The organism is Chryseobacterium sediminis, from assembly GCF_008386505.1.
In the GTDB taxonomy this organism is placed as follows: Bacteria; Bacteroidota; Bacteroidia; order Flavobacteriales; family Weeksellaceae; genus Chryseobacterium; species Chryseobacterium sediminis.
This window is the reverse complement of the sequence record NZ_VUNZ01000001.1, coordinates 1,772,913-1,792,033: the sequence shown is the minus strand read 5'-3', so window position 1 is coordinate 1,792,033 and position 19,121 is coordinate 1,772,913. Positions and strand designations below refer to the sequence as shown.

The window sequence follows — 19,121 nt, the reverse complement described above, 5'->3', positions numbered from 1 at the left end:
AACATTGAGAAAAATACTTTTAATATTATCTTTTCTGATCTGTGCGAATGCTTTTTCACAGATATTATCCTCTAACGTAGAAAAGAAAACTCTTGCCCTTGGAGAAATCAATCATATTACCATAAAGATTGACAATCTTAATGAGCAGCAGGTAACTTCAGCTCCGAAAAATGAACTGTTGCCTTTTCACTTTGAAGAAACCAAAGACAGTATAGGACAGACTGCGAATTCTTACGAAAGAAAGATTGAATTTACCGTTTTTGATGAAGGAAAATTCACCATTCCGGAACTGGAATTCAAAGTAGGAGATAAAGTACTTAAAACTATTCCTTATGAAATAGATGTCATTAATACTGCTCAGAAAGCAGATCAGATCAATGATATTATGGGGAATAAGCAAGTGAAACTTGAAGCTAAAGATTATTGGGAACTTTACAAATTTTATATTCTGGCAGCATTGGCTGGTATTGCTATAATCATTGCAATTATTATGATTGTAAAATGGGGAAGAAAATCAAAAAGTTCCCCTGTAGTAGCTACTAATCAGACTTTGAAAGAACTTGATTCCCTTAAAAAGAAAAAATATATTGAAGGTGGAAACTTTCGTTCATTTTATGTTGAACTGATTGATATTTCCAGAACATTCATTACTAAACAATATCACCTTCCTGCAGATGTTCTCCTTACAGATGACCTTATTGACGTCATGAAAAAGAACAATACGATTTCGCAGGACAACGAAAAAATAATAGAAGATGTATTCCTGAGAGGAGATCTGGTGAAATTTGCCAAAACCTTTCCTGATCAAAATACAATGGAGACTGATTTTGCCAATATCAGAGATTTTGTGAAAAGATCATCCAAAGATTTAGAATTTGAAAACTTAAGAAAGGATGTTTAATTTTGAGTTTTACAGCCCGTGGTTCTTATTGCTTTTTCTACTGTTTATCCCACTTTTAATTAAGGATGCCGGAAAACGGAAAAGAAAAGGTATAAAAGTGCCTACCATCAAAAATATGGATCACAGCGATGGAATTCAGGGTGTACTTTTTTTGCTGAAAATTTCAAAGTATATCATTCTTTCTGCTTTGATCATTGCCATGGCAAGACCGAGAACGTTTACGATTTCTCAGGACAGGGATGATACAAAAGGAGTAGATATTATGCTGTCCATTGACGTTTCGTTAAGTATGCTTGCAAAAGATCTGAATCCCGACAGAATTACAGCTTTGAAAGATATTGCTGTAAAATTTGTCCAGAAACGTCCCAATGACAGAATAGGAGTGGTGGCTTATGCAGCAGAAGCTTTCACGAAAGTTCCGGTGACTTCAGATCATCAGGTTGTTATTGATGAAATTAAAAACCTGAATTCTGCAGGTCTTGAACCGGGTACAGCCATTGGAGAAGGTCTTTCTGTTGCAGTGAATCATTTGGTTAAAAGTAAAGCTAAAAGTAAAGTGGTCATCCTGATGACGGATGGGGTAAGCAATATTCAGAATGCTATCCCTCCACAGGTTGCTGCCGAGCTTGCAAAAAATAATAATATAAAGGTATATGCAATCGGAATCGGGACCAACGGGTATGCTCTGATGCCGACCTCGCAGGACATCTTTGGTGACCTTATTTTTACGGAAACCGAGGTGACCATTGATGAAAATACCTTGAAAGAAATTGCACAGACTACGGGAGGGAAATACTTCAGAGCTACCTCAAACAGTAGTCTTGAAGAAGTGTACGATGAGATCAACCAACTGGAAAAATCTGATGTGAAAGTTTCCAAACTGTACAATTATGAAGAATATTTCAAGATATTTCTTTGGGTTGCTTTAGGAATGTTGGTGATTGATGCATTGTTGAGATGGGTGTTTTATAAAATTTTAAGCTGATGAGTTGGTCTTTAGGAAATTATTGGTATTTATTTTTACTGTTGCTTCTGCCGCTGTTAGCTTCCTTTTTGATCCGTTTTTTACAATGGAGAAACAAGAAAAGGGAAATTTTTGCAGCCAGCCAGTTTCATGAAAACTTATTTGAAAAGAGATCAGGATTTACGAAGTTTTTTCCTGCTTTATATTTATTAGGAACCTTGTTTCTTATATTTTCCATCATTGATCTTTTGAATGGCTCGGAAGAGGTGAAAAGTACTCAAAAGCTGAACAATGTAATCTTTATGCTCGATGTATCCAATTCTATGAATGCTGAGGATATAGATCCAAGCCGTCTTACAGAAGCTAAAAACCTGATGACGGCCACCATGAAGAAAATGAATAATGATAAGGTTGGTATTGTCATCTTTGCCGGACATGCAATGTCTATCATGCCTCTTACAACAGATTATAATTCTGCGGAGACCTATATCAGCGGGATTGAAACCAATTCTATGCAGATTCAGGGAACAGATTTTTTGAAAGGGATACAGGCTGCTGTTGAAAAATTTAAAAATGTAAGCAAAGGGTCCAGAAAAGTGATTTTACTGAGCGATGGTGAAGATAATGAAGGTAATGACAATGCTGCGATAAGACTGGCTAATAAAGAGGGTATAAGCATTACTTCTGTAGGAATTGGTACAGACGAAGGAGCCCCAGTGCCGGAATATGTATTTGGACAGCTGATGGGCTACAAAACAGATGTGAACGGAGGAACGGTTATTTCAAAGCGACAGACTGAAGCCTTGAAGAAAATGGCAGAATCTACAGACGGAACTTATATTGACGGCAATAATATCAATGAAGCTCCAGACAGAATTGTTGATGCAGTCAATAAAAAGTCTGCAGGTGCTGAAACGATGGTCAAATCACAGAACGCCAATCATTATTACCAATATTTCCTTGGAGTATCAATACTGTTTTTCTTTTTAATTTATATTTTTAATCCTAAAAAGGATTTTAATGTGTAGATTTCCTCTTTATATAGAAGAAATTCTACAAGTACTTTAACCGAATTTTAACAAATAAAACTCTGTTTCTTAACATATAAAGGAATAATTTTGCAAGTGATGAATACTAAAATCATATTTTTATCGTTTATTGTCGTCATCTCATTCTCAGGCTTCTTGTTTGGGCAGGAAAACTACAGAAATTTAGTTCATGAAGGCAACCAGAAATTTGACGGTAAAGACTATGACGGAGCCTCCTCAAAATATATGGAAGCAATAAAGTCTAATGATAAAGATTTTACTGCTCATTATAACATGGGGAATGCTCTCTATAAAAGTAAAAAATACGAAGAGGCAAAGACAGAGTTTGAAAAAGCAGAAAAACTTTCACAAACACTTCCTGATAAGACTGCCGCTCTTCATAATTTAGGGAATGCTTATATGCAGATGAATCAGCCGGAAAAAGCTGCTGATTTTTATAAGAAAGCGCTGAAGCAGGATCCCTACAGTGAGGTAACAAGAAAAAATTATGAGATTGCCAAGCTGAAAGAGAAAGAAAAAGAACAACAAAAGAACCAGCAGAATAACTCAGGTAAAGGTGGCGGTGGAAATGATCAGAACAAAGGGGATGATCAGAAAGGCGACAAAGATAAAAAACAGGATCAGGGAAATGGCCCGCAAAACGAAGGTAAAAGCGACCAAGGTGATAATCCTAAGCAGAATCAGAATAATGAAGGCAGAATGCCTAAGAATCTTGAAAATGCGATCTTAGATAAAATAAACGAAAAAGAAAAAGAAACCGCCAGAAGAATTTTAAACAAAAATTCTTATTCGATGCCTGAAAGCAACGAGAAAGATTGGTGATGCAGCACAAATTGATTTACATATTGCTTACCCTTGCATCCGTAATTACTTACGGACAGGTAAATCTTACTCTGGATGCTGATAAATCCGAGTATGGAGGGAAAGATATTGTAAACCTTACCATTGTTCTTGAACTTAACGGAAGTGATCTTGTACAGCAGACAGGTTTCCAGCTTCCGGATCTTTCAAAATTTAATATCATAGGAAGCGGATCCGTTACCAATACCGTGATTGATCCCGCTACCAATACTTTAATTACTCAAAAAGTATCCAGAATTGCCCTTGAGCCAAAGAAAAAAGGGAAAATAAAAATAGGGTCGGTTCTGGTTACAGTAAACAACAGAATCTACAAAACAGAACCTTTCGATGTCAATATCCGGGATATTGTTGACAGAAGATCATTAGCTGCCAACACATCCAATGATGTCTATCTGAATATGGAGATTGATGATCGGGAAGTCTATCAAGATCAGCCTACCATTGCTGTTCTTAGAGTGTACTCAAGAAATATGGATAACCTGAGAAAGGTGAAAAATATCCATCTTCCGCAGCAGGATAATATCAACGTACATCCTATCAATTTCGATAAATCAGAGATAGATCCTTCCGGATATGGGAATATGCCTTCACAGGTGCTGGCCATGTTTATGGTATTTCCTAATGAAGCCGGATATGTAGAAGTTCCTGGGGTATCAGCCTCTGTAAGTACTTATTCTAATAAAACCAAGATTGTTTCCAATAAAGTAAAAATCAATGTAAGGAAGCTTCCGGAAGGCGCGCCTGAGTGTTTTAAAAATGCAGTCGGAAACTTTAATGTTAACGTATATAATGCTTCCAAAGAAAAACCGGAAGCCAAGAAGCCACTGAATGTTGTAGTGAAGGTTTCAGGAGAAGGAAACTTACCGGATATGGAACTTCCTAAAATTGCAGCATCTCCGGATTATGAAATTTTTCCTCCGAAAATTACCTCCAAAGTTTCTCCGGGAACTGCAGGAATGAAGGGTGAGATTCTGGCTAATTATGTCATTATTCCAAAAAAATCAGGGGCAATCTCTATTAAAACTGAACAATTTGCTTTCTTTAATCCTGAAAACAAAGAATATGTAGATCTGGGACAAAAAACTCTGGATCTGAATGCCTTTTCTCACGATCAGATCCTGGAAGCCCGCTCTACGGTAGAAAAAGTAAATGAATATACCAATAACCTTCTGGAGACAGTAAACACTCCGGTTTTAAAAACCACTTCATTTAAAGTAAAAGAAAAAAGTAAATTCCACTGGAACATCCTTTTAACGAATATTGCCATTCTGATAAGCTTATTTGTTGCTTATCTGTTATTTAAAAATTGGCAAAAAAAACGTACATTAGTTAGGGAAACTGTACCGTCAAAACCCTTAGGTTCAGTGGCTGAAACCGAAAAAGAGATCCGAGAATTGATGAAAACAGATATCAATGATTATTTCGGATATCTGGAAAATCTTAAAGATAACGGTGAGTACGAAAAGTTCTTTACAACACTGGAGGAATTGGATCAGGAAGTGAGAAGTCAGTATTTCCAAGGCTCTACAGCAGAGTTTAAGACTTTTCTTGAAAAGCACAAAGGTGCTTCAGTTGCAGAAGAATACAGCAAATTGCAGCAGAGAGTTCAAATGGAAAAATACAATCCTGTGAAATCTGCTGATGCACTTGAAGAACTTTTGAAAACAATTGTTAATTTGTATTCACAAATTAGCAAATAATCAGTTTATTTTCATATTTTTGCGAAATTTTTAATTACAAAGAGATGGAAATTCTTGATGGTTTCTCTATTAAAGAGGTCGTTACCAGCTTTATGGTTCTTTTTGCCGTTATTGACATTATCGGCTCAGTTCCTATTATCGTAAGTCTTCAGCAGAAGTTTGGACAGATTGAGGCCGGAAAGGCTGCAATCACTGCCGGTGCTATTATGATTGTTTTCCTTTTCGTAGGAAATAAAATTCTTAAGCTTATTGGAGTAGATGTAAATTCCTTTGCTATTGCCGGAGCTTTTGTGATTTTTGTCATAGCCCTGGAAATGATTTTAGGAATTGAAATTAATAAAACAACTGAAGCAAAGGCCGCATCTATTGTACCCATCGCATTTCCGCTGGTTGCAGGAGCTGGAACCTTAACCACTGCACTGTCTCTGAGAGCTGAATTTCATGATATTAATATTATCTTGGGAATTATTCTTAATACAATTTTCGTATATTTGGTGCTGAAATCAGCGAAATGGTTGGAGAGAAAAATTGGGGATGCTACTTTGATGATCCTTCAAAAAGTTTTCGGAATTATCCTTTTGGCAATTTCAATTAAATTATTCACCGCAAATTTTGCCCAGTTAGTGCAGAATTATATTAATTTTTAAGAGTCATGAAGAAGTTTTATAAAGTATTTTTAGTACTGTTTATTGTATTCATCGCCATCAATCTTTATGCGATCAACTGGCAGACAACAGATATCTTAGGAGATGAAGATAATGTAAGATTTGTATTTTCAGCATCTGCTGCTGCAATAGGTCTTATCTTACTTTTTGTAATGGATACCTGGAGCAGAATAGGTGTAAAGAAATAAATTGAATCTTTTCAATATAGATACTAGCCTCTTTCTTTTTGAAGGAGGTTTTTTGTTTTTATTAGGTTGCAGGGATTAGGTAATAGGTTGCGGATAGCAGGCAATAGGTGGTAGGTAGCAGGGCTGGTTGCCATTAGTTTTTTTATATCAATAGGAGCGGGTTTTAACCCGTTTAAAATAAGGTATGAATTTCTATTGGCTTTAACCAAAACTATTTTACAACGCAATGTTCACAAAGTTTTATAAATAGCATTGGAGTCGTTCGCAAGGGCGTTTCACTCAGCAAAGAAAAATATACGCAAACATCCGTGAAAATCTGCGGAATTTGTGGGCAAATCTACAAATACTAAGAAATAACCAGATTTTTCAATATTGCCTCAGACTTCAGTTCTGTTTCGGTCCATTCTTTTTCCGGATTGCTTTGGGCAGTAATTCCACCTCCTACAAAAACATGTACAGAGTCTTTATAAAGTCTTGCACAACGAAGATTCACAAAATACAGAATACTTTCTTCAGTTTCGATCTTGATGTAACCGGCATAGAATTCACGTGGAAATTTCTCATATTTACGAATATTTTCGTTGCAAAAATCTTTAGGAATTCCACAAACAGCAGGAGTAGGATGTAAATCCTGAATGAGCTTATCAAGGTCCTCTGCTTTAATATGAGTTGTAAAATCTGTGCGTAGATGTTTTATGTTTCCTGAAATGTGATCATAGGTTTCCGACTGTTTTACATGGTCAGAATAATTTTTGAGAATCTCCTGAATATAGGTTGTTACAGGTTTTTGTTCTTCAATTTCTTTTTCAGACCATTCTTCAGATACCGGAAGAGTACCTGCTAAAGCCATAGTTTCAAACTCGTGAGTTGTTTTATTGAATCTCCCCAGCACTTCGGAGAAAGCTCCCATCCACGCATTTTGTCCGTCATTAAACAGATATCTGAAAGCATTTGGGTAAGATTCGCAGAGGTTTTTAAAACTCTCTCTATAATTGATTGTATAAAAGTCTGTAAAGATCTTTCTTCTTGAATAAACAAGTTTTGGAAGATTATTTTCTTTGATCACTTCAATGACTTCCTGTAATGTTTTACAGTATTCTTCCTTAGTTTCAGCAGCAGAATTTGTTGAGTCATTGATCAATTCTTCGTTTGTAATTGAGGTGTGAATGAATTCTTCAGCATTAACTTCAACAATATTTCCATGGAAGCTAATTTGGTCTAAACCATTGTAGGAATAAAAACTGACTGCATTTTTTATATTTTTTTCATCGGCAGACAGTAGTCTTTCGTCGAAAGGAAGTTTAAAATAAATCATGAGCTATGAAGTAATTTTGAAAATCAATAACGGGAAATAATATAGGAAATTCCCAGTGTGATTTTGCTTTCTGCAAAGGTATTACTAGTCTTAAAGATGTCAAAATAAAAAGAGCTTAAATTTATTTTAAGCTCTTTATTTTTTATGTTGTACAACTTATCTGTGAATGATATTATTCGTCATCGTTGTATGATTGATTAAAACACCTTTTTCGTCACGGATTTCAATTTCAGAAACATGCATTGTTTTCCCTTTTCTGATAAAACGCGCTGTAGCTGTTACAATTCCATCCTTTTTGCTTCTTAAATGATTAGAATTGATATTGGTTCCCACTCCATAATATTTTTCGCCATCGATAAAGATATTAGACAGGCTTGATCCTAAAGTTTCAGCCAAAACACAGCTTGCTCCTCCGTGCATGATCCCAAACGGCTGATGCGTTCTTGGAAGAACCGGCATCGTGGCAGTAAGGGTTTCATTTTCCAGATCAATATCTATAAATTTTATCTCAAGAGTTTTTGCAAGCGTTACGTCACCCCAGTTATTGATGAATTCTAATATTTCTTCTTTTGTCTGACCTTTCATTTCTTATAATTGATTTAATTTAGCATCTAGCATTTATTCAGTACCGGTTCCCATAATATTAGGATTCCAGTTTTCCGGAACTTTAGGGACAATGTCATTTTTGACATAATAATCCTGAATTTCCTGCATGATTTCTGAAAAAGGGACTGATGCTATTCTTTCGTACGGAATTGTATATCCCAGATAAACAATGTTTCTTTTAAAATCACCAGCGGCCAGTACGATAGGTACTTTCGCTGCCAATGCCATATGATAGAACCCTTTTCTCCATTTCGGAACCCAGCTTCTTGTTCCTTCCGGAGTAATCACAAGGCTGAAATCTTCTTTAGCAAACTGGTTAGCTACGAAATTTACCAGATCATTTTTCTGGCTTCTGTCAATCCCAATACCTCCAAGTCCTTTTACAATACTTCCGTACCAGGCTTTGGTATGAGCATCCTTAATAATGATTTTTAAGGGTTTTTCCAGAGACCAATAGGCGAAATTCCCTAAAATATATTCCATATTATGGGTGTGCGGTGCTACTACAAGGATACACCTGTTCAGGTTGTTTACATCGCCCTGCAGAACGACTTTCCAGCCTAATATTTTTAACATTGCTTTGCCTATCAGCTTTTTCATAGATTTCTTGAATTAAAAACAAAAAAGTATAACCAAACTTTGGTTATACTTTACAAATATATTGAAATATTATCGCTCTTAAAACAAACCGCTAATTAAATCTACGATTTTCATTACGAATTCCATTGCAAATTGTATCATGATAAGGCTGTGTTTTTGGTTGATTAGTTATTAAATTTTAGCTCTACGAAATTAAAACTTTTTTTTTACATAACGAACTAAATATAGCTTTATTTTCACTTTTCTGAGAGAAGAAGGGTGTGAATTTCAAACGGTTGCCATCCACCCACACCTTCTACCACTCTCTGAAGTTAATTATTTAGTTTGTATGGAAATTTCGTTTTTTCCGTCTTTGATCTTAATGTCCATATCTTTATTTGATTTTTTGATATTAGACACTGCAGAATCAATTACTTTCTTTGCCTGGTTGTTTGGAACTTTTTTACCGTTTACAATGATGCTGTCTTTGTCATCAGAGTTGTACTCAATACTGGAACCGTTTACCGTGATTTTATTTTTTTCAATTCTGACATTGTTGTTGTCTTCATCGCTGTCCTGATCTTCATCATTGATCCCGTCTCCATCTAAGTCACCGTCCATATGGATATGGTTTTGGTTCATTGAAATAACCCTTGCTTTTTGCGGAACTACAAGTTCATATTCCAGGCTATAGTCTCTGAATCTGTGTTCATATGGATATTTGATATAGTTTGGAAGTAGTATTTTATTGTTTACAACTTCTACAGGAACTGTCAGCTGGATTGGGAAATTGTATCCTTTTCCTTCTTTTTTGATGATCAGATAAGGTGTTTTGATATCAGCTTTTCTTGTAACGTCTACTGAGATATAGTCTTCTTCATACACAGATCTTTTGTCAGAATAAATATCATTATTATAAGCTTTAAAATTCTGAGGTATGTTGATTTGTTTTACATCTACATATAATGTATCTGAAGTAGTGTTGATGGCCACATTTTCTACATCCTCCTTGCTTCCTCTGTAAATCATGTCTTTCTTAGCCATGCTTATTCCGAAGTAAGTTCCCAGTCCGATCAGAAGAAGGAATAAACCTCCTATAACCCATCCGATATTTCTCAGTTTTGTTTTTGGAGAGAATATCTTAATACTTAATAAGCTGAAAAGAATTGCCGGAATTAAGCTTCCGATTACCATCATGGCAGCCAATACTTTATCAAGTCCCTGGTCATCCATATAGAATCTGATCTCATTAGCTCCCGGGAAATCTGTATCCATTCCGAAAAGACCGAATAATACAAATACTCCGATAATGCTTCCTACAGCCATCAATACGAAGAATCCTCCTACGATATATTTGAATATATTCCAAACTCCACTTCCTGCATTGTTGATGTAAGGTTTGTTTTCGTTGTATATTTCTCCGACCCTCTGAGTAGATTCATTGGCAAACTGAACCAATTTATTAGACTCATTCTTAAGATTGTCGAAGTTCATAGGCTTTCCCTGCATTTTCAGGAAATCTGCCGCTGTTTCAGCTTTTGGAAGTACGATCCAAAGGATTACATATAAAAGACCGATCAGTGAAGAAGAGATTGCTGCAGTGAAAATTCCTAATACGAAGATTCCCAGCCAGATGGCTCTCATGGTAGTAATATCCATTCCTACATATTGAGCTAAACCTGCGCAAACCCCTGCTACTTTTTGTTTTTCCGGATCACGGAACAGTTGTTTTTTATCGGTATAATTGTTTCCTGAATAATTCTTTCTGGTAGATGTTTTTTCAGAAAAATAAGCCTCTTCCTGTTCTTCAATTTTTTCAGGGCTTCCGATCTGTGCGATTACCTTTTCTACATCGGTATCGTTAATCACTTCGCGTTTTCCCAGAGAATCTTTGAAGATCTCCACCATTCTTATTTCTATGTCATGCATTACCTCATCTGCTTCTGAAGCCTCAAGTGAGCTTCTCAGTGCGTTCAGGTAATCGCTGAGCTTTATATATGCGTGTTCTTCTATGGTAAAAGAAAAACCTGCGAGTCCTATTGAGAGTGTCTTGTTCATAGCTTTGTTTTTTAATTTTGTTGGGTGATGTGGTTTACTGAGGCTGTCAGCTCATTCCATGTATTTTGAAGTTCATCCAGGAAAAGTTTTCCTTTTTCTGTGATCTGATAATATTTTCTGGGTGGTCCTCCTGTAGATTCTTCCCATCTGTAAGAGAGAAACTCTCCGTTTTTAAGTCTTGTAAGAAGAGGGTAGAGGGTTCCTTCTACTACATCCAGTTTTCCTTTTTTCAGTTCATCAATAAGATCAGAAACATACATTTCGCGATTATTGATGAGACTTAGAATACAGAATTCCAGAATTCCTTTTCGCATTTGCGCTTTGGTATTTTCGGTATTCATCTTTGATAAGTTTTGTTAATTAGTTATATAATTTTCGAAGTTCGGAACCTAGCTAGTTGTACCTATTTCGATTTTACATTACAAAGATATGTAAATAAAATGGTATTATGCAATACAAAGTAGTGAAATTTTTAAAATAAATAACATAAATGATTGATAATCAATTAAATAATTTTCATTGTGAATTTTAAGAAAAATGAATTTGCTGAAAAATTGTTGAAAAAGTTGCTAAAATTTTTGATATAATTGGAAAAATATGCAGAAATAAATGAGATTACCCATTACTAATTACTTATTATTCATTAATTATCTCGTTACTCATTATCCTCTAGCCCCGATAGCAGCGGTTACCCCACAGCAGATTGGCTTCAGATGAGGCGCGAGGAGTATGAGCGTATAGCGGGAAACAGCTTCTTATCAATGAATACTCCTGTATTTAATGGCAGTTCATTTGTTTCAGATCCTTACAGATAATAAGGCCGGAATTTTGAGATCGGTATTATGATTCGTATTTTTGTTAGGAAAAAGCACCTAAATCTATTTACTATTACCATGAATTTATTCCATACATATAAGCATTTATCAGCATTTGTTTTATTTGGGCCTGCATGTTTCGGACAATATCAGTTTGAAATTAAAAATGTGTCGAAGAGCTACGATGCTATCATCCAGATAGAAAACTGTTATGATGACAGATGTGGAGGAAAAGGAACGGTGGAGTTGTTTGATAGCAAAAACAGCAAAGTACAGACTTTTGTTTCTGATGATCTTGTTTTATATGCTGAACAAGGGCAAAAACTGATTCAAAATAAGTTGATGCCTCTTTCAAAAGATCAGCGGGTAGTGATAATAGATGACTTTAATTTTGACGGAACAGAAGACGTGGCAATAAGAAACGGAAATATGGGAAATTATAGTGGTGCATCTTATGATGTATATGTCTTCAACAAAACAAGAATGGGGTTTGTAAAAAGTGACGAACTTACAGAGCTGGGTTCAAACGGTCTGGATATCTTTGATGTTGATGCCAAACGCAAACGACTAATCTCCTACGGAAAGTCTGGTTGCTGCGATATTTTTACTACTGAATATGCCGTTATTCCCAATAAAGGACTGGAGAAAGTCTTTGAAAAAGAAGAGGATATGACCAATGAAGATCAGGTGAAAGTAATAACTAAAGAAAAGATCAATAATAAATGGATTACCAAAACAAAGGTATATCCTGCAGATCAATATAACAGAAATAAAAAGTAAGATGAAAATTCAGAAAGAGATTGACTTTATTCTGGCAGTAGATGCCCTGAAAAATGTACAGCGAAGAAATTATAATGCTGATGATTCCCGAAGAGAGAATACCGCAGAACATTCCTGGCAGATTATTATTCTGGCTCAGATCCTTTATCCGTATGCTAAAAACCGTGCAGATATTGATTTGCTGAGAGTAATAAGAATGCTTTCTATTCATGATTTGGTAGAAATAGAAGCTGGAGATACTTTTATTTTTGATGAAAAAGCAATGGTTGGGAAATTTGAAAGAGAAAAAGCATCTGCCCAAAAGATCTTTGGAATTCTGGATGAACCTTTACGCTCAGAATTCTTTAATCTATGGCTGGAATTTGAGGATGAGAAAACGCCTGATGCTATTTTTGCCTGTGGGATCGACAGAATTATGCCGTTTATTTTAAATTCTCATACTTCAGGAAAAAGCTGGACGGAAGCCGGAGTAACAGAAAAACAAATCCGAAATATGCTTGAAAATGCAATTGGCAGAGCATCAGATGAAATGGGTGAGGCTTTTGAACTTCTTTTGAACAGAAGTCTGGAAACAGAGAAAGTTGTGAAATAAATTTATTGAAAATAGAAAGACTCGGGCGGCCAAAGGCCGCCCGAATCATCATTTATAGTATCTGAATTGGTTTCTTGAATTCGTCAATCGCTACAAAAGTAAAATCACCTACAATAGCTTTTTCTCTTTCATAGGAATACATCTGCTCAGTATAGATCTCAACATTTACTTTCATACTGGTTTTTCCCACGTAGGAAACTTTCCCGATCAGTTCCACAATAGTTCCGGCAGGAATAGGTTTTTTGAAATCGATCTTGTCACTGCTCACTGTTACCACTCTTTTTCTGGCAAATCGGGTGGCTGTAATAAAAGCTACTTCGTCCATCAGCTGCATGGCCGTACCACCAAAAAGGGTATCGTAATGATTGGTTGTGTTAGGAAAAACCGCTTTAAAGATTCTGGTTTCGGATGCTTCAATTCTTTCTTCTGTAGTCATATATCATTATTAATTAAAGCGAAATGAAAACGATATTAAAACAACAGAATAATGACAGGAGCTTAGAGAGCCCTGAAACAATCCATCAGATCAATACAACTTCAAATCGCGAAAGTTATTTGTTTAAAGAAATAGGCAGGTCTCCTGACTTGTAACATCTTTTATCTCCTTCCCATGCCTCGCACAGTGGATCTTTGATAAAGATTTCAGTTACTTACAGTTGCGCGACAGTCCGTGATTTTCACACGGTTCCCTTTTAATCTGCAGTGATGCAGAACCAATTTCTGTGATGAATAAGCGTTAAAACTTTTCGGGTGCAAAAATAATGAATTTATTCCGGATTATGGTAAATAATCTGGCTGATTACTCTTCCCTTCTTGATCGTCCACAGCGTAGTGTATCTGTTTTCTCCTGAACCGTTTATCATGTATAAGAAAATATTATCGGTGTCCAGGGACGTTACACCAATGTTCTCAAAATCCATAGTAGGCTGGAACATGTTTTTAATGGCCTCTCTTACAAAGACAGAACCTCTTCCGGGCTGTTGTACTCGGATCGATTTGATTTCGGTCATTCCTTCAGGAAGATCATTTCCAATTCCCCAGGGTTTTACTTTATCAATGGTAAGAAGTTTTCCTTCCGCATCTTTTTCCTTTTTACGGTAGCCGGCGTTGGAAGGGTAGATATCAATCACAACTTTGCTTCTTTGGGCAGTAGGAACTTTCGGATCAGAATTGTCTGTGAAAATAAGTGATTTCCCGTTTTTAGACTTGGAAGGGGTATAGGCCGGAAGCTGGTCTATATAAGCAATACGTTCTTTGTTGACCATTCCTTCTTTATCAAGTGTTTCATAACGTACAAATGGTTTGTCTTCATCCTGTTTTTCAGGATATTTGATCCAGATCCACTCTGTTTCTCCGGGAGCAGGCTTTACATAAACAAATACATCTCCTTTACGCATACGGATTTTATCTACAATTTTTCTGTAATTGTCTTTATGGACCCGTACATTGGCATATCCTTCTTCAGCTTTTACCACTCCGAAAGGAACTTTATTCTGTCCTTTTACAAGGGCTAAAGAAAAAATACTCAAGGCCGATACGTAGAATGCTTTGTTTATGAACGTCATTATGAAATTTTTTTGATCCCCAAATATATAAATTAAATGCTTTTCGGAAGATAATTATACCGCTGCAGTTCACTTAAATCTTGTATTTGTTTCAGATGACCGTCTGAAAGCAGGTATATAAGTTCAGAAATATCCAGAACATCATTAAAATTATGATCAGAAATAATGAAACCTTTATGTGCAGACTCCCGAAGTATATTTTTCTTTAGTTCTTCAGTAACCTTGGGGGAAAGACTGTGGAATGGCTCGTCCAGTAAAATAAAACTAGATTCAGAATAAATGATCATCAGGGTTTCAATAATTCTCTGTTCACCTTTAGAAAGGTTTTTAGGTTTTTCATGAAGGAAAGGTTGTACGAATTCTGAAGTAAAAAGGAGATCAGTATTCGTTTGATTACAAAAAAGGGGAATCAGATTTTTTATTTTTATATTTTTTGGTAAAAAAAGATCCTGTGGCAAGTAGGAGATCCTGTTTTTTCTGTCAGAAATACTTTTCAGAATTGTATTGTCATATTTTATAAACTGAGTATTACCATGCACAACTCCAAAGATAATTTTTAACAGTGTTGATTTTCCGCTTCCATTTCTGCCTAGTAGCCCTATGATTTTTCCTGTTTCACATCCTATATAAATATCCTGCAGAATTTTTCTTTCATTAAAAGATTTTGTTATACTATCAACATGAAGTTTGCTCATAAAAACGATATTATAATTTTTACAATAATCCCCAATAATGTTGTTCCTGCCCAAAGAAAAGTCCTTGAAAATCCTGAATTGGCATAAAAGTAATATTCGCTTTTAAACCTTAATTCATAAATAAAGTAATGAAGAACAAGTGAAATTAAAAGAAAACTCAATCCAAATGTTTCAAACCTGTAGGGGACCAGAAAAGAAATCAGTAATGAAAACAGCAAGGCAGGAATCAATATCTTTTTATAAAAGATCCAGAGAATAGAGATACTTTTGAGCATATATTAATAAAAAAAGCATGAGATTTCTGTACTTTAATTTCAAAAGTATTAAAAAAAACAATAATATATAAAGGAGATCTAGGTAATATTTGAAAAATATCCTATTTTTCAGAGGAATTTTTAAAACTAATAAGCATGACAAAAAGACTACTTTATGTATTCTCTTTTATTTTGGGTATTTCCAGCTTTCAGGCAGAAAACAAAATAGAAGCAGAATCAAAATCTTTATTTTACTGTGATACAAATGTTCCCACCGGTGTTCAGATGTCCGGTATAACCCTTACCTCCGGAACTGTTACCTGGACGGCTGATCCGGATACCCCGAATAATCTTATCAGATACAGATTACCTGGAACTACTACCTGGACGGTAGCTACTCCTGTACCAGGACAAAATTCATTTACTATTACGAATCTGGAGCCATGTACAGTTTATGAAGTACAGGTAGCAAAAATATGTACTACTCAGGGAATGTGGTCTAATCCGGTATTTTTTGTGACATCACTCAATTATTGCACTACTGCCTCTATAGATGCAACAATGGTATATATTTCCAATGTAACCGTAAATTCAACAGGAGTTACAGCTCCAATGGTGAGCAACTCAGGAGCTTCCAACTATATCGATTACAGAACTGATGTAGACCGAAGAATTAAATTTTTAGCAGGAAGTGTAGGAAATACGCTTTCAGTGAGTAATACATGGGCCGGTACACCAAGTCCTATTACTGTAACAGCATGGATAGATATCAATGGCAATGGTGTTTTTGATGCTAGTGAAAGAATATTGGTTGCAAATAATGTGACATCAACAACTCCGGTTGTAACCACATTTTCTATCCCGAGTTATCCTATATTGCCAAGCTCTGTAATTAATGGTTGCGGACTTGTAATGAGGGTAATGTGCAGACAGGAGGTGCCTGCGGATGCTTGTGGTTCATTTACTTATGGAGAAGTTGAGGATTATGGTATAAACTTTCTTACCCCTACATTGGGAGTGAACGAAGCTGGAAAATCGACAAAACCGGAAATTTATCCCAATCCGGCATCTGATATTTTAAATATTTCCGGAATTTCAGAAGCAACGGATTATGAAATTTATAATGTTTTGGGACAGAAAACAGATGAAGGAAAAGTTTCCGATCATAAAGTAAACCTTAGTAATTTATCCGAAGGAATTTATTTTATTCAGCTGAAAGATAAAAACAGCGCAATCAGGTTAAAATTCATTAAGAAATAAAAATAAAAAAGAGAGAGTACTTTCCGGCACTCTCTCTTTCTATTTGCGTAAAATGAGTTTAAAAATGAACTCATTTCAGATATTAAATTCTCTCAAGTTCATCTGCATTAATCGTTGTCTTGAAGGTTCCATAATTAACAATCACCTTGTTTCTGGAAATCTTTTCGATCGTTCCCACACTGGTACTTCCGGTAATACGAACACGTTGTCCGATTTTCATCCAAATGGCACGGTCGCTTTTACGTTGTTCTTCAAGTTTTTCATTGGTCTCTGCAATTTTTTCAATGACTTCCTCCTTTTTCAGCTGTTGAGTGATTTTTCTCTTAACAACCTGCAGACGTTTTGTTTCGTCCTTATCGTGGCCTAATTTCCTGAATTTCTCCTGCTCAAGAAGTTTTACAAAGTCTTTTACAACGTCTTTTCTGGATTTTCCCTTTGTATAACTGTCGATGAACGTTTCAATCTTATTCCCGAACTGAAGCTTACGGTGTTCCTCTTCATACAGTTTCTGGAAATTAAACAGTTTCTGCTGAAGCTGATCATTCAGCTTCTGAAGGTTATCACGCTTATCTTCTACAGACTCTTTTCTTTCTGCAAGGTCGGATTTCAGCTTTTCAACTTCAAATTTCTCCTGCTGCAGCTTTACAATGGTCTTGTCAAGGTTAACGATATCATGCTCTACCTTTTTCTTGGCAGAATGGATAATAAATCTTGGAATTTTATTCTTTTCTGCAACTTCAAAAGTAAATGAACTTCCTGCCTGGCCTACTTCCAGCTTATACATTGGCTCCAGAGTTTCTTCATTGAAGAGCATTGCTGCATTCTGGGCATTGGGAAGCTGTTCTATCACCAGTTTAATATTGGTGTAGTGAGTGGTAATAATCGCGAAACTCTTTTTGTCGTAGAAAAATTCCATGAAACTTTCTGCGAGGGCACCACCCAGTTCCGGATCAGAACCGGTACCGAATTCATCAATCAGTAAAAGTGTATTGGCATCTGCCTCACGGATAATTCCGGACATTTTCTTCAATCTTGATGAATAGGTCGATAGATGGTTTTCAATGGATTGATTATCACCAATATCCGTCATGATCTTTTCAAAGAAAAACATTTCAGATTTGGGATGAACCGGAACAAGAATACCACTCTGGATCATCAACTGCAATAATCCCACTGTTTTCAGAGTAATTGATTTTCCACCGGCATTGGGCCCGGAAATACAAATAATTCTGTTATGTTCCGTTAAAGCAAGAGTCTGAGGGTGAATTGTTTTATTCTCTACTTTATTTCTCAACCATAACAACGGATGATAAGCGTCTTTAAGTTTTAATGTCTTGTGACGGTTGATCTTGGGAAGAATTCCGTTCACTAAATCCGCAAACTTAGCTTTCGCTCTTGTAAGATCTAGGTCAAAAATATAAACCTGATACCTCCACAGCTGAGGTTGAAACTCTGCCAGTTCTGTGGTAAGCTGTCGGAGAACTTTATCAATTTCTTTTTTCTCTTCCTCTTCACTTTCACGAAGTTTGAAGTAATGCTTTACAACACTATCCGGCTGAATGTAAGTAATGGAACCTGTTTTGGAAATTCCCAGTGTTCTTCCGGCGACTCTTTTTTTGAATCCTGATTTTACAGCCAGAACCCTTTGGTCATCAATAATGGTTTCCCGTATATCATCCAAAAAGTCACTCTGTCCATATGTGGTCAGTGCGCGGTTGAAATTTTCCTGAATTGCTTTTTTAGCAAGCTGGATTTCAGTTCTCAAGCCTTTTAAAGCCGGAGAAGCTTCACTTTTTACCTCACCAAAACGGTTGAAAACCTTATCCACTTTATCAATGATCTCTTTTCTGAATTCCAGTACAGAAACTTCCTCTAATAAAGTAGGAAATGTTTCGGGCATGGTAGGAAAGAACTTCTGAAGTCTTCCGATCTGTTCCGTGATGGTTTTTATTTTGATGAAAGCAGCATTTTCCAGACGGTAGTTCTCAATCAGCATCAATTTCAGCTCACTTTCAATATCTTCATATTCATCAAACGGAATCGCATTTGAACTTTCAAAACTGGACAGATATTCTGACGTTTTTTTTAAGGAAAGTTCCGCCTCGTCTATTTCCATTGGGCGAAGTTGAAGAATTTTTTCTCTTGTTTTCGGAGAATACGCAAATGGGGAGATTTCCGCGAGCAATTGCGGAAACTCTAATTCGTCTAAATCTTCTTTATCTATATACACACTGCAAATTTAGTGAGAATTTTGATTATTACGTATATCTGAGA

Annotated in this window: 19 protein-coding genes and 1 riboswitch; of the genes, 10 read left to right on the top strand and 9 right to left on the bottom strand. The window is 36.0% G+C overall.

Annotated features, from left to right (window positions below):
* Nucleotides 1–4: 4 nt before the first annotated feature.
* The 7 genes from FW780_RS08160 (at nucleotide 5) to FW780_RS08130 (ending at nucleotide 6,328) form a co-directional block, all read left to right on the top strand.
* Complete coding sequence (locus tag FW780_RS08160; RefSeq protein ID WP_149833134.1) at nucleotides 5–901, top strand: BatD family protein; 897 nt, start codon at nucleotides 5–7, stop codon at nucleotides 899–901.
* Entirely contained in the window at nucleotides 894–1,886 is a 993-nt protein-coding gene (locus FW780_RS08155) for a VWA domain-containing protein (protein WP_149833133.1), read from the top strand. The genes FW780_RS08160 and FW780_RS08155 overlap by 8 nt, the downstream gene beginning before the upstream one ends.
* On the top strand, nucleotides 1,886–2,893 hold the full coding sequence (locus FW780_RS08150) for a vWA domain-containing protein (RefSeq protein ID WP_149833132.1): 1,008 nt from the start codon (nucleotides 1,886–1,888) through the stop codon (nucleotides 2,891–2,893). The genes FW780_RS08155 and FW780_RS08150 overlap by 1 nt, the downstream gene beginning before the upstream one ends.
* A 99-nt stretch (nucleotides 2,894–2,992) precedes the next feature.
* Nucleotides 2,993–3,736, top strand: coding sequence for a tetratricopeptide repeat protein (locus FW780_RS08145; protein WP_149833131.1), 744 nt, complete (start codon nucleotides 2,993–2,995; stop codon nucleotides 3,734–3,736).
* The gene (locus FW780_RS08140) at nucleotides 3,736–5,475 is read left to right on the top strand and encodes a BatD family protein (protein WP_149833130.1); all 1,740 of its coding nucleotides are present in this window, start codon (nucleotides 3,736–3,738) and stop codon (nucleotides 5,473–5,475) included. The genes FW780_RS08145 and FW780_RS08140 overlap by 1 nt, the downstream gene beginning before the upstream one ends.
* Nucleotides 5,476–5,519: 44 nt before the next feature.
* Nucleotides 5,520–6,122: a MarC family protein gene (locus tag FW780_RS08135; protein WP_149833129.1), complete on the top strand. Its 603-nt coding sequence runs from the start codon at nucleotides 5,520–5,522 to the stop codon at nucleotides 6,120–6,122.
* Nucleotides 6,123–6,127: 5 nt separating this feature from the next.
* Nucleotides 6,128–6,328 (top strand): hypothetical protein, encoded by a 201-nt coding sequence (locus FW780_RS08130; protein ID WP_047421124.1) that lies wholly within the window; start codon nucleotides 6,128–6,130, stop codon nucleotides 6,326–6,328.
* Between the two features lie 346 nt (nucleotides 6,329–6,674).
* On the opposite strand, the gene FW780_RS08125 is transcribed toward FW780_RS08130, so the two are convergent.
* The 5 genes from FW780_RS08125 to FW780_RS08105 all read right to left on the bottom strand — a co-directional run bounded on the left by FW780_RS08125 (nucleotide 6,675) and on the right by FW780_RS08105 (nucleotide 11,227).
* Nucleotides 6,675–7,643 (bottom strand): chorismate-binding protein, encoded by a 969-nt coding sequence (locus tag FW780_RS08125; RefSeq protein WP_149833128.1) that lies wholly within the window; start codon nucleotides 7,641–7,643, stop codon nucleotides 6,675–6,677.
* Nucleotides 7,644–7,799: 156 nt separating this feature from the next.
* Entirely contained in the window at nucleotides 7,800–8,228 is a 429-nt protein-coding gene (locus FW780_RS08120; protein ID WP_149833127.1) for a PaaI family thioesterase, read from the bottom strand.
* A 33-nt stretch (nucleotides 8,229–8,261) separates the two neighbouring features.
* Entirely contained in the window at nucleotides 8,262–8,849 is a 588-nt protein-coding gene (locus FW780_RS08115) for a 1-acyl-sn-glycerol-3-phosphate acyltransferase (RefSeq protein ID WP_149833126.1), read from the bottom strand.
* Between the two features lie 315 nt (nucleotides 8,850–9,164).
* Nucleotides 9,165–10,886 (bottom strand): PspC domain-containing protein, encoded by a 1,722-nt coding sequence (locus FW780_RS08110; RefSeq protein WP_149833125.1) that lies wholly within the window; start codon nucleotides 10,884–10,886, stop codon nucleotides 9,165–9,167.
* Nucleotides 10,887–10,897: 11 nt separating this feature from the next.
* Nucleotides 10,898–11,227, bottom strand: a complete 330-nt coding sequence (locus FW780_RS08105) for a PadR family transcriptional regulator (protein ID WP_047421133.1) — start codon at nucleotides 11,225–11,227, stop codon at nucleotides 10,898–10,900.
* 552 nt (nucleotides 11,228–11,779) lie between these two features.
* Between FW780_RS08105 and FW780_RS08100 the strand changes: the two genes are divergently transcribed.
* Together FW780_RS08100 and FW780_RS08095 are read left to right on the top strand one after the other, a co-directional pair.
* A complete protein-coding gene (locus tag FW780_RS08100) occupies nucleotides 11,780–12,481 on the top strand; it encodes an XAC2610-related protein (protein WP_149833124.1) in 702 nt (233 codons plus the stop codon).
* Between the two features lies 1 nt (nucleotide 12,482).
* Complete coding sequence (locus tag FW780_RS08095) at nucleotides 12,483–13,073, top strand: HD domain-containing protein (RefSeq protein WP_149833123.1); 591 nt, start codon at nucleotides 12,483–12,485, stop codon at nucleotides 13,071–13,073.
* Between the two features lie 52 nt (nucleotides 13,074–13,125).
* On the opposite strand, the gene FW780_RS08090 is transcribed toward FW780_RS08095, so the two are convergent.
* The 3 genes from FW780_RS08090 to FW780_RS08080 form a co-directional block, all read right to left on the bottom strand.
* Nucleotides 13,126–13,509, bottom strand: coding sequence for an acyl-CoA thioesterase (locus FW780_RS08090; RefSeq protein ID WP_002977578.1), 384 nt, complete (start codon nucleotides 13,507–13,509; stop codon nucleotides 13,126–13,128).
* A 117-nt stretch (nucleotides 13,510–13,626) separates the two neighbouring features.
* Nucleotides 13,627–13,806: riboswitch (cobalamin riboswitch) on the bottom strand.
* Between the two features lie 34 nt (nucleotides 13,807–13,840).
* The gene (locus tag FW780_RS08085) at nucleotides 13,841–14,638 is read right to left on the bottom strand and encodes a hypothetical protein (RefSeq protein ID WP_194304319.1); all 798 of its coding nucleotides are present in this window, start codon (nucleotides 14,636–14,638) and stop codon (nucleotides 13,841–13,843) included.
* 32 nt (nucleotides 14,639–14,670) lie between these two features.
* Entirely contained in the window at nucleotides 14,671–15,333 is a 663-nt protein-coding gene (locus FW780_RS08080; RefSeq protein ID WP_149833121.1) for an ATP-binding cassette domain-containing protein, read from the bottom strand.
* 410 nt (nucleotides 15,334–15,743) lie between these two features.
* On the opposite strand from FW780_RS08080, the gene FW780_RS08075 reads away from it, so the two are divergent.
* Nucleotides 15,744–16,847 (top strand): T9SS type A sorting domain-containing protein, encoded by a 1,104-nt coding sequence (locus FW780_RS08075; protein ID WP_149833120.1) that lies wholly within the window; start codon nucleotides 15,744–15,746, stop codon nucleotides 16,845–16,847.
* Nucleotides 16,848–16,929: 82 nt separating this feature from the next.
* On the opposite strand, the gene FW780_RS08070 is transcribed toward FW780_RS08075, so the two are convergent.
* Entirely contained in the window at nucleotides 16,930–19,077 is a 2,148-nt protein-coding gene (locus tag FW780_RS08070; RefSeq protein ID WP_149833119.1) for an endonuclease MutS2, read from the bottom strand.
* Between the last annotated feature and the right edge of the window lie 44 nt (nucleotides 19,078–19,121).

What these genes read in the sequence shown, in the direction of transcription:
- FW780_RS08140 (WP_149833130.1), top strand. Translation starts at nt 3,736, where the DNA reads ATGCAGCACAAATTGATTTACATATTGCTTACCCTTGCATCCGTAATT.
- FW780_RS08105 (WP_047421133.1), bottom strand. Translation starts at nt 11,227, where the DNA reads ATGAATACCGAAAATACCAAAGCGCAAATGCGAAAAGGAATTCTGGAA.
- FW780_RS08075 (WP_149833120.1), top strand. Translation starts at nt 15,744, where the DNA reads ATGACAAAAAGACTACTTTATGTATTCTCTTTTATTTTGGGTATTTCC.
- FW780_RS08120 (WP_149833127.1), bottom strand. Translation starts at nt 8,228, where the DNA reads ATGAAAGGTCAGACAAAAGAAGAAATATTAGAATTCATCAATAACTGG.
- FW780_RS08110 (WP_149833125.1), bottom strand. Translation starts at nt 10,886, where the DNA reads ATGAACAAGACACTCTCAATAGGACTCGCAGGTTTTTCTTTTACCATA.
- FW780_RS08125 (WP_149833128.1), bottom strand. Translation starts at nt 7,643, where the DNA reads ATGATTTATTTTAAACTTCCTTTCGACGAAAGACTACTGTCTGCCGAT.
- FW780_RS08115 (WP_149833126.1), bottom strand. Translation starts at nt 8,849, where the DNA reads ATGAAAAAGCTGATAGGCAAAGCAATGTTAAAAATATTAGGCTGGAAA.
- FW780_RS08085 (WP_194304319.1), bottom strand. Translation starts at nt 14,638, where the DNA reads ATGACGTTCATAAACAAAGCATTCTACGTATCGGCCTTGAGTATTTTT.
- FW780_RS08100 (WP_149833124.1), top strand. Translation starts at nt 11,780, where the DNA reads ATGAATTTATTCCATACATATAAGCATTTATCAGCATTTGTTTTATTT.
- FW780_RS08080 (WP_149833121.1), bottom strand. Translation starts at nt 15,333, where the DNA reads ATGAGCAAACTTCATGTTGATAGTATAACAAAATCTTTTAATGAAAGA.
- FW780_RS08095 (WP_149833123.1), top strand. Translation starts at nt 12,483, where the DNA reads ATGAAAATTCAGAAAGAGATTGACTTTATTCTGGCAGTAGATGCCCTG.
- FW780_RS08135 (WP_149833129.1), top strand. Translation starts at nt 5,520, where the DNA reads ATGGAAATTCTTGATGGTTTCTCTATTAAAGAGGTCGTTACCAGCTTT.
- FW780_RS08090 (WP_002977578.1), bottom strand. Translation starts at nt 13,509, where the DNA reads ATGACTACAGAAGAAAGAATTGAAGCATCCGAAACCAGAATCTTTAAA.
- FW780_RS08130 (WP_047421124.1), top strand. Translation starts at nt 6,128, where the DNA reads ATGAAGAAGTTTTATAAAGTATTTTTAGTACTGTTTATTGTATTCATC.
- FW780_RS08150 (WP_149833132.1), top strand. Translation starts at nt 1,886, where the DNA reads ATGAGTTGGTCTTTAGGAAATTATTGGTATTTATTTTTACTGTTGCTT.
- FW780_RS08155 (WP_149833133.1), top strand. Translation starts at nt 894, where the DNA reads ATGTTTAATTTTGAGTTTTACAGCCCGTGGTTCTTATTGCTTTTTCTA.
- FW780_RS08145 (WP_149833131.1), top strand. Translation starts at nt 2,993, where the DNA reads ATGAATACTAAAATCATATTTTTATCGTTTATTGTCGTCATCTCATTC.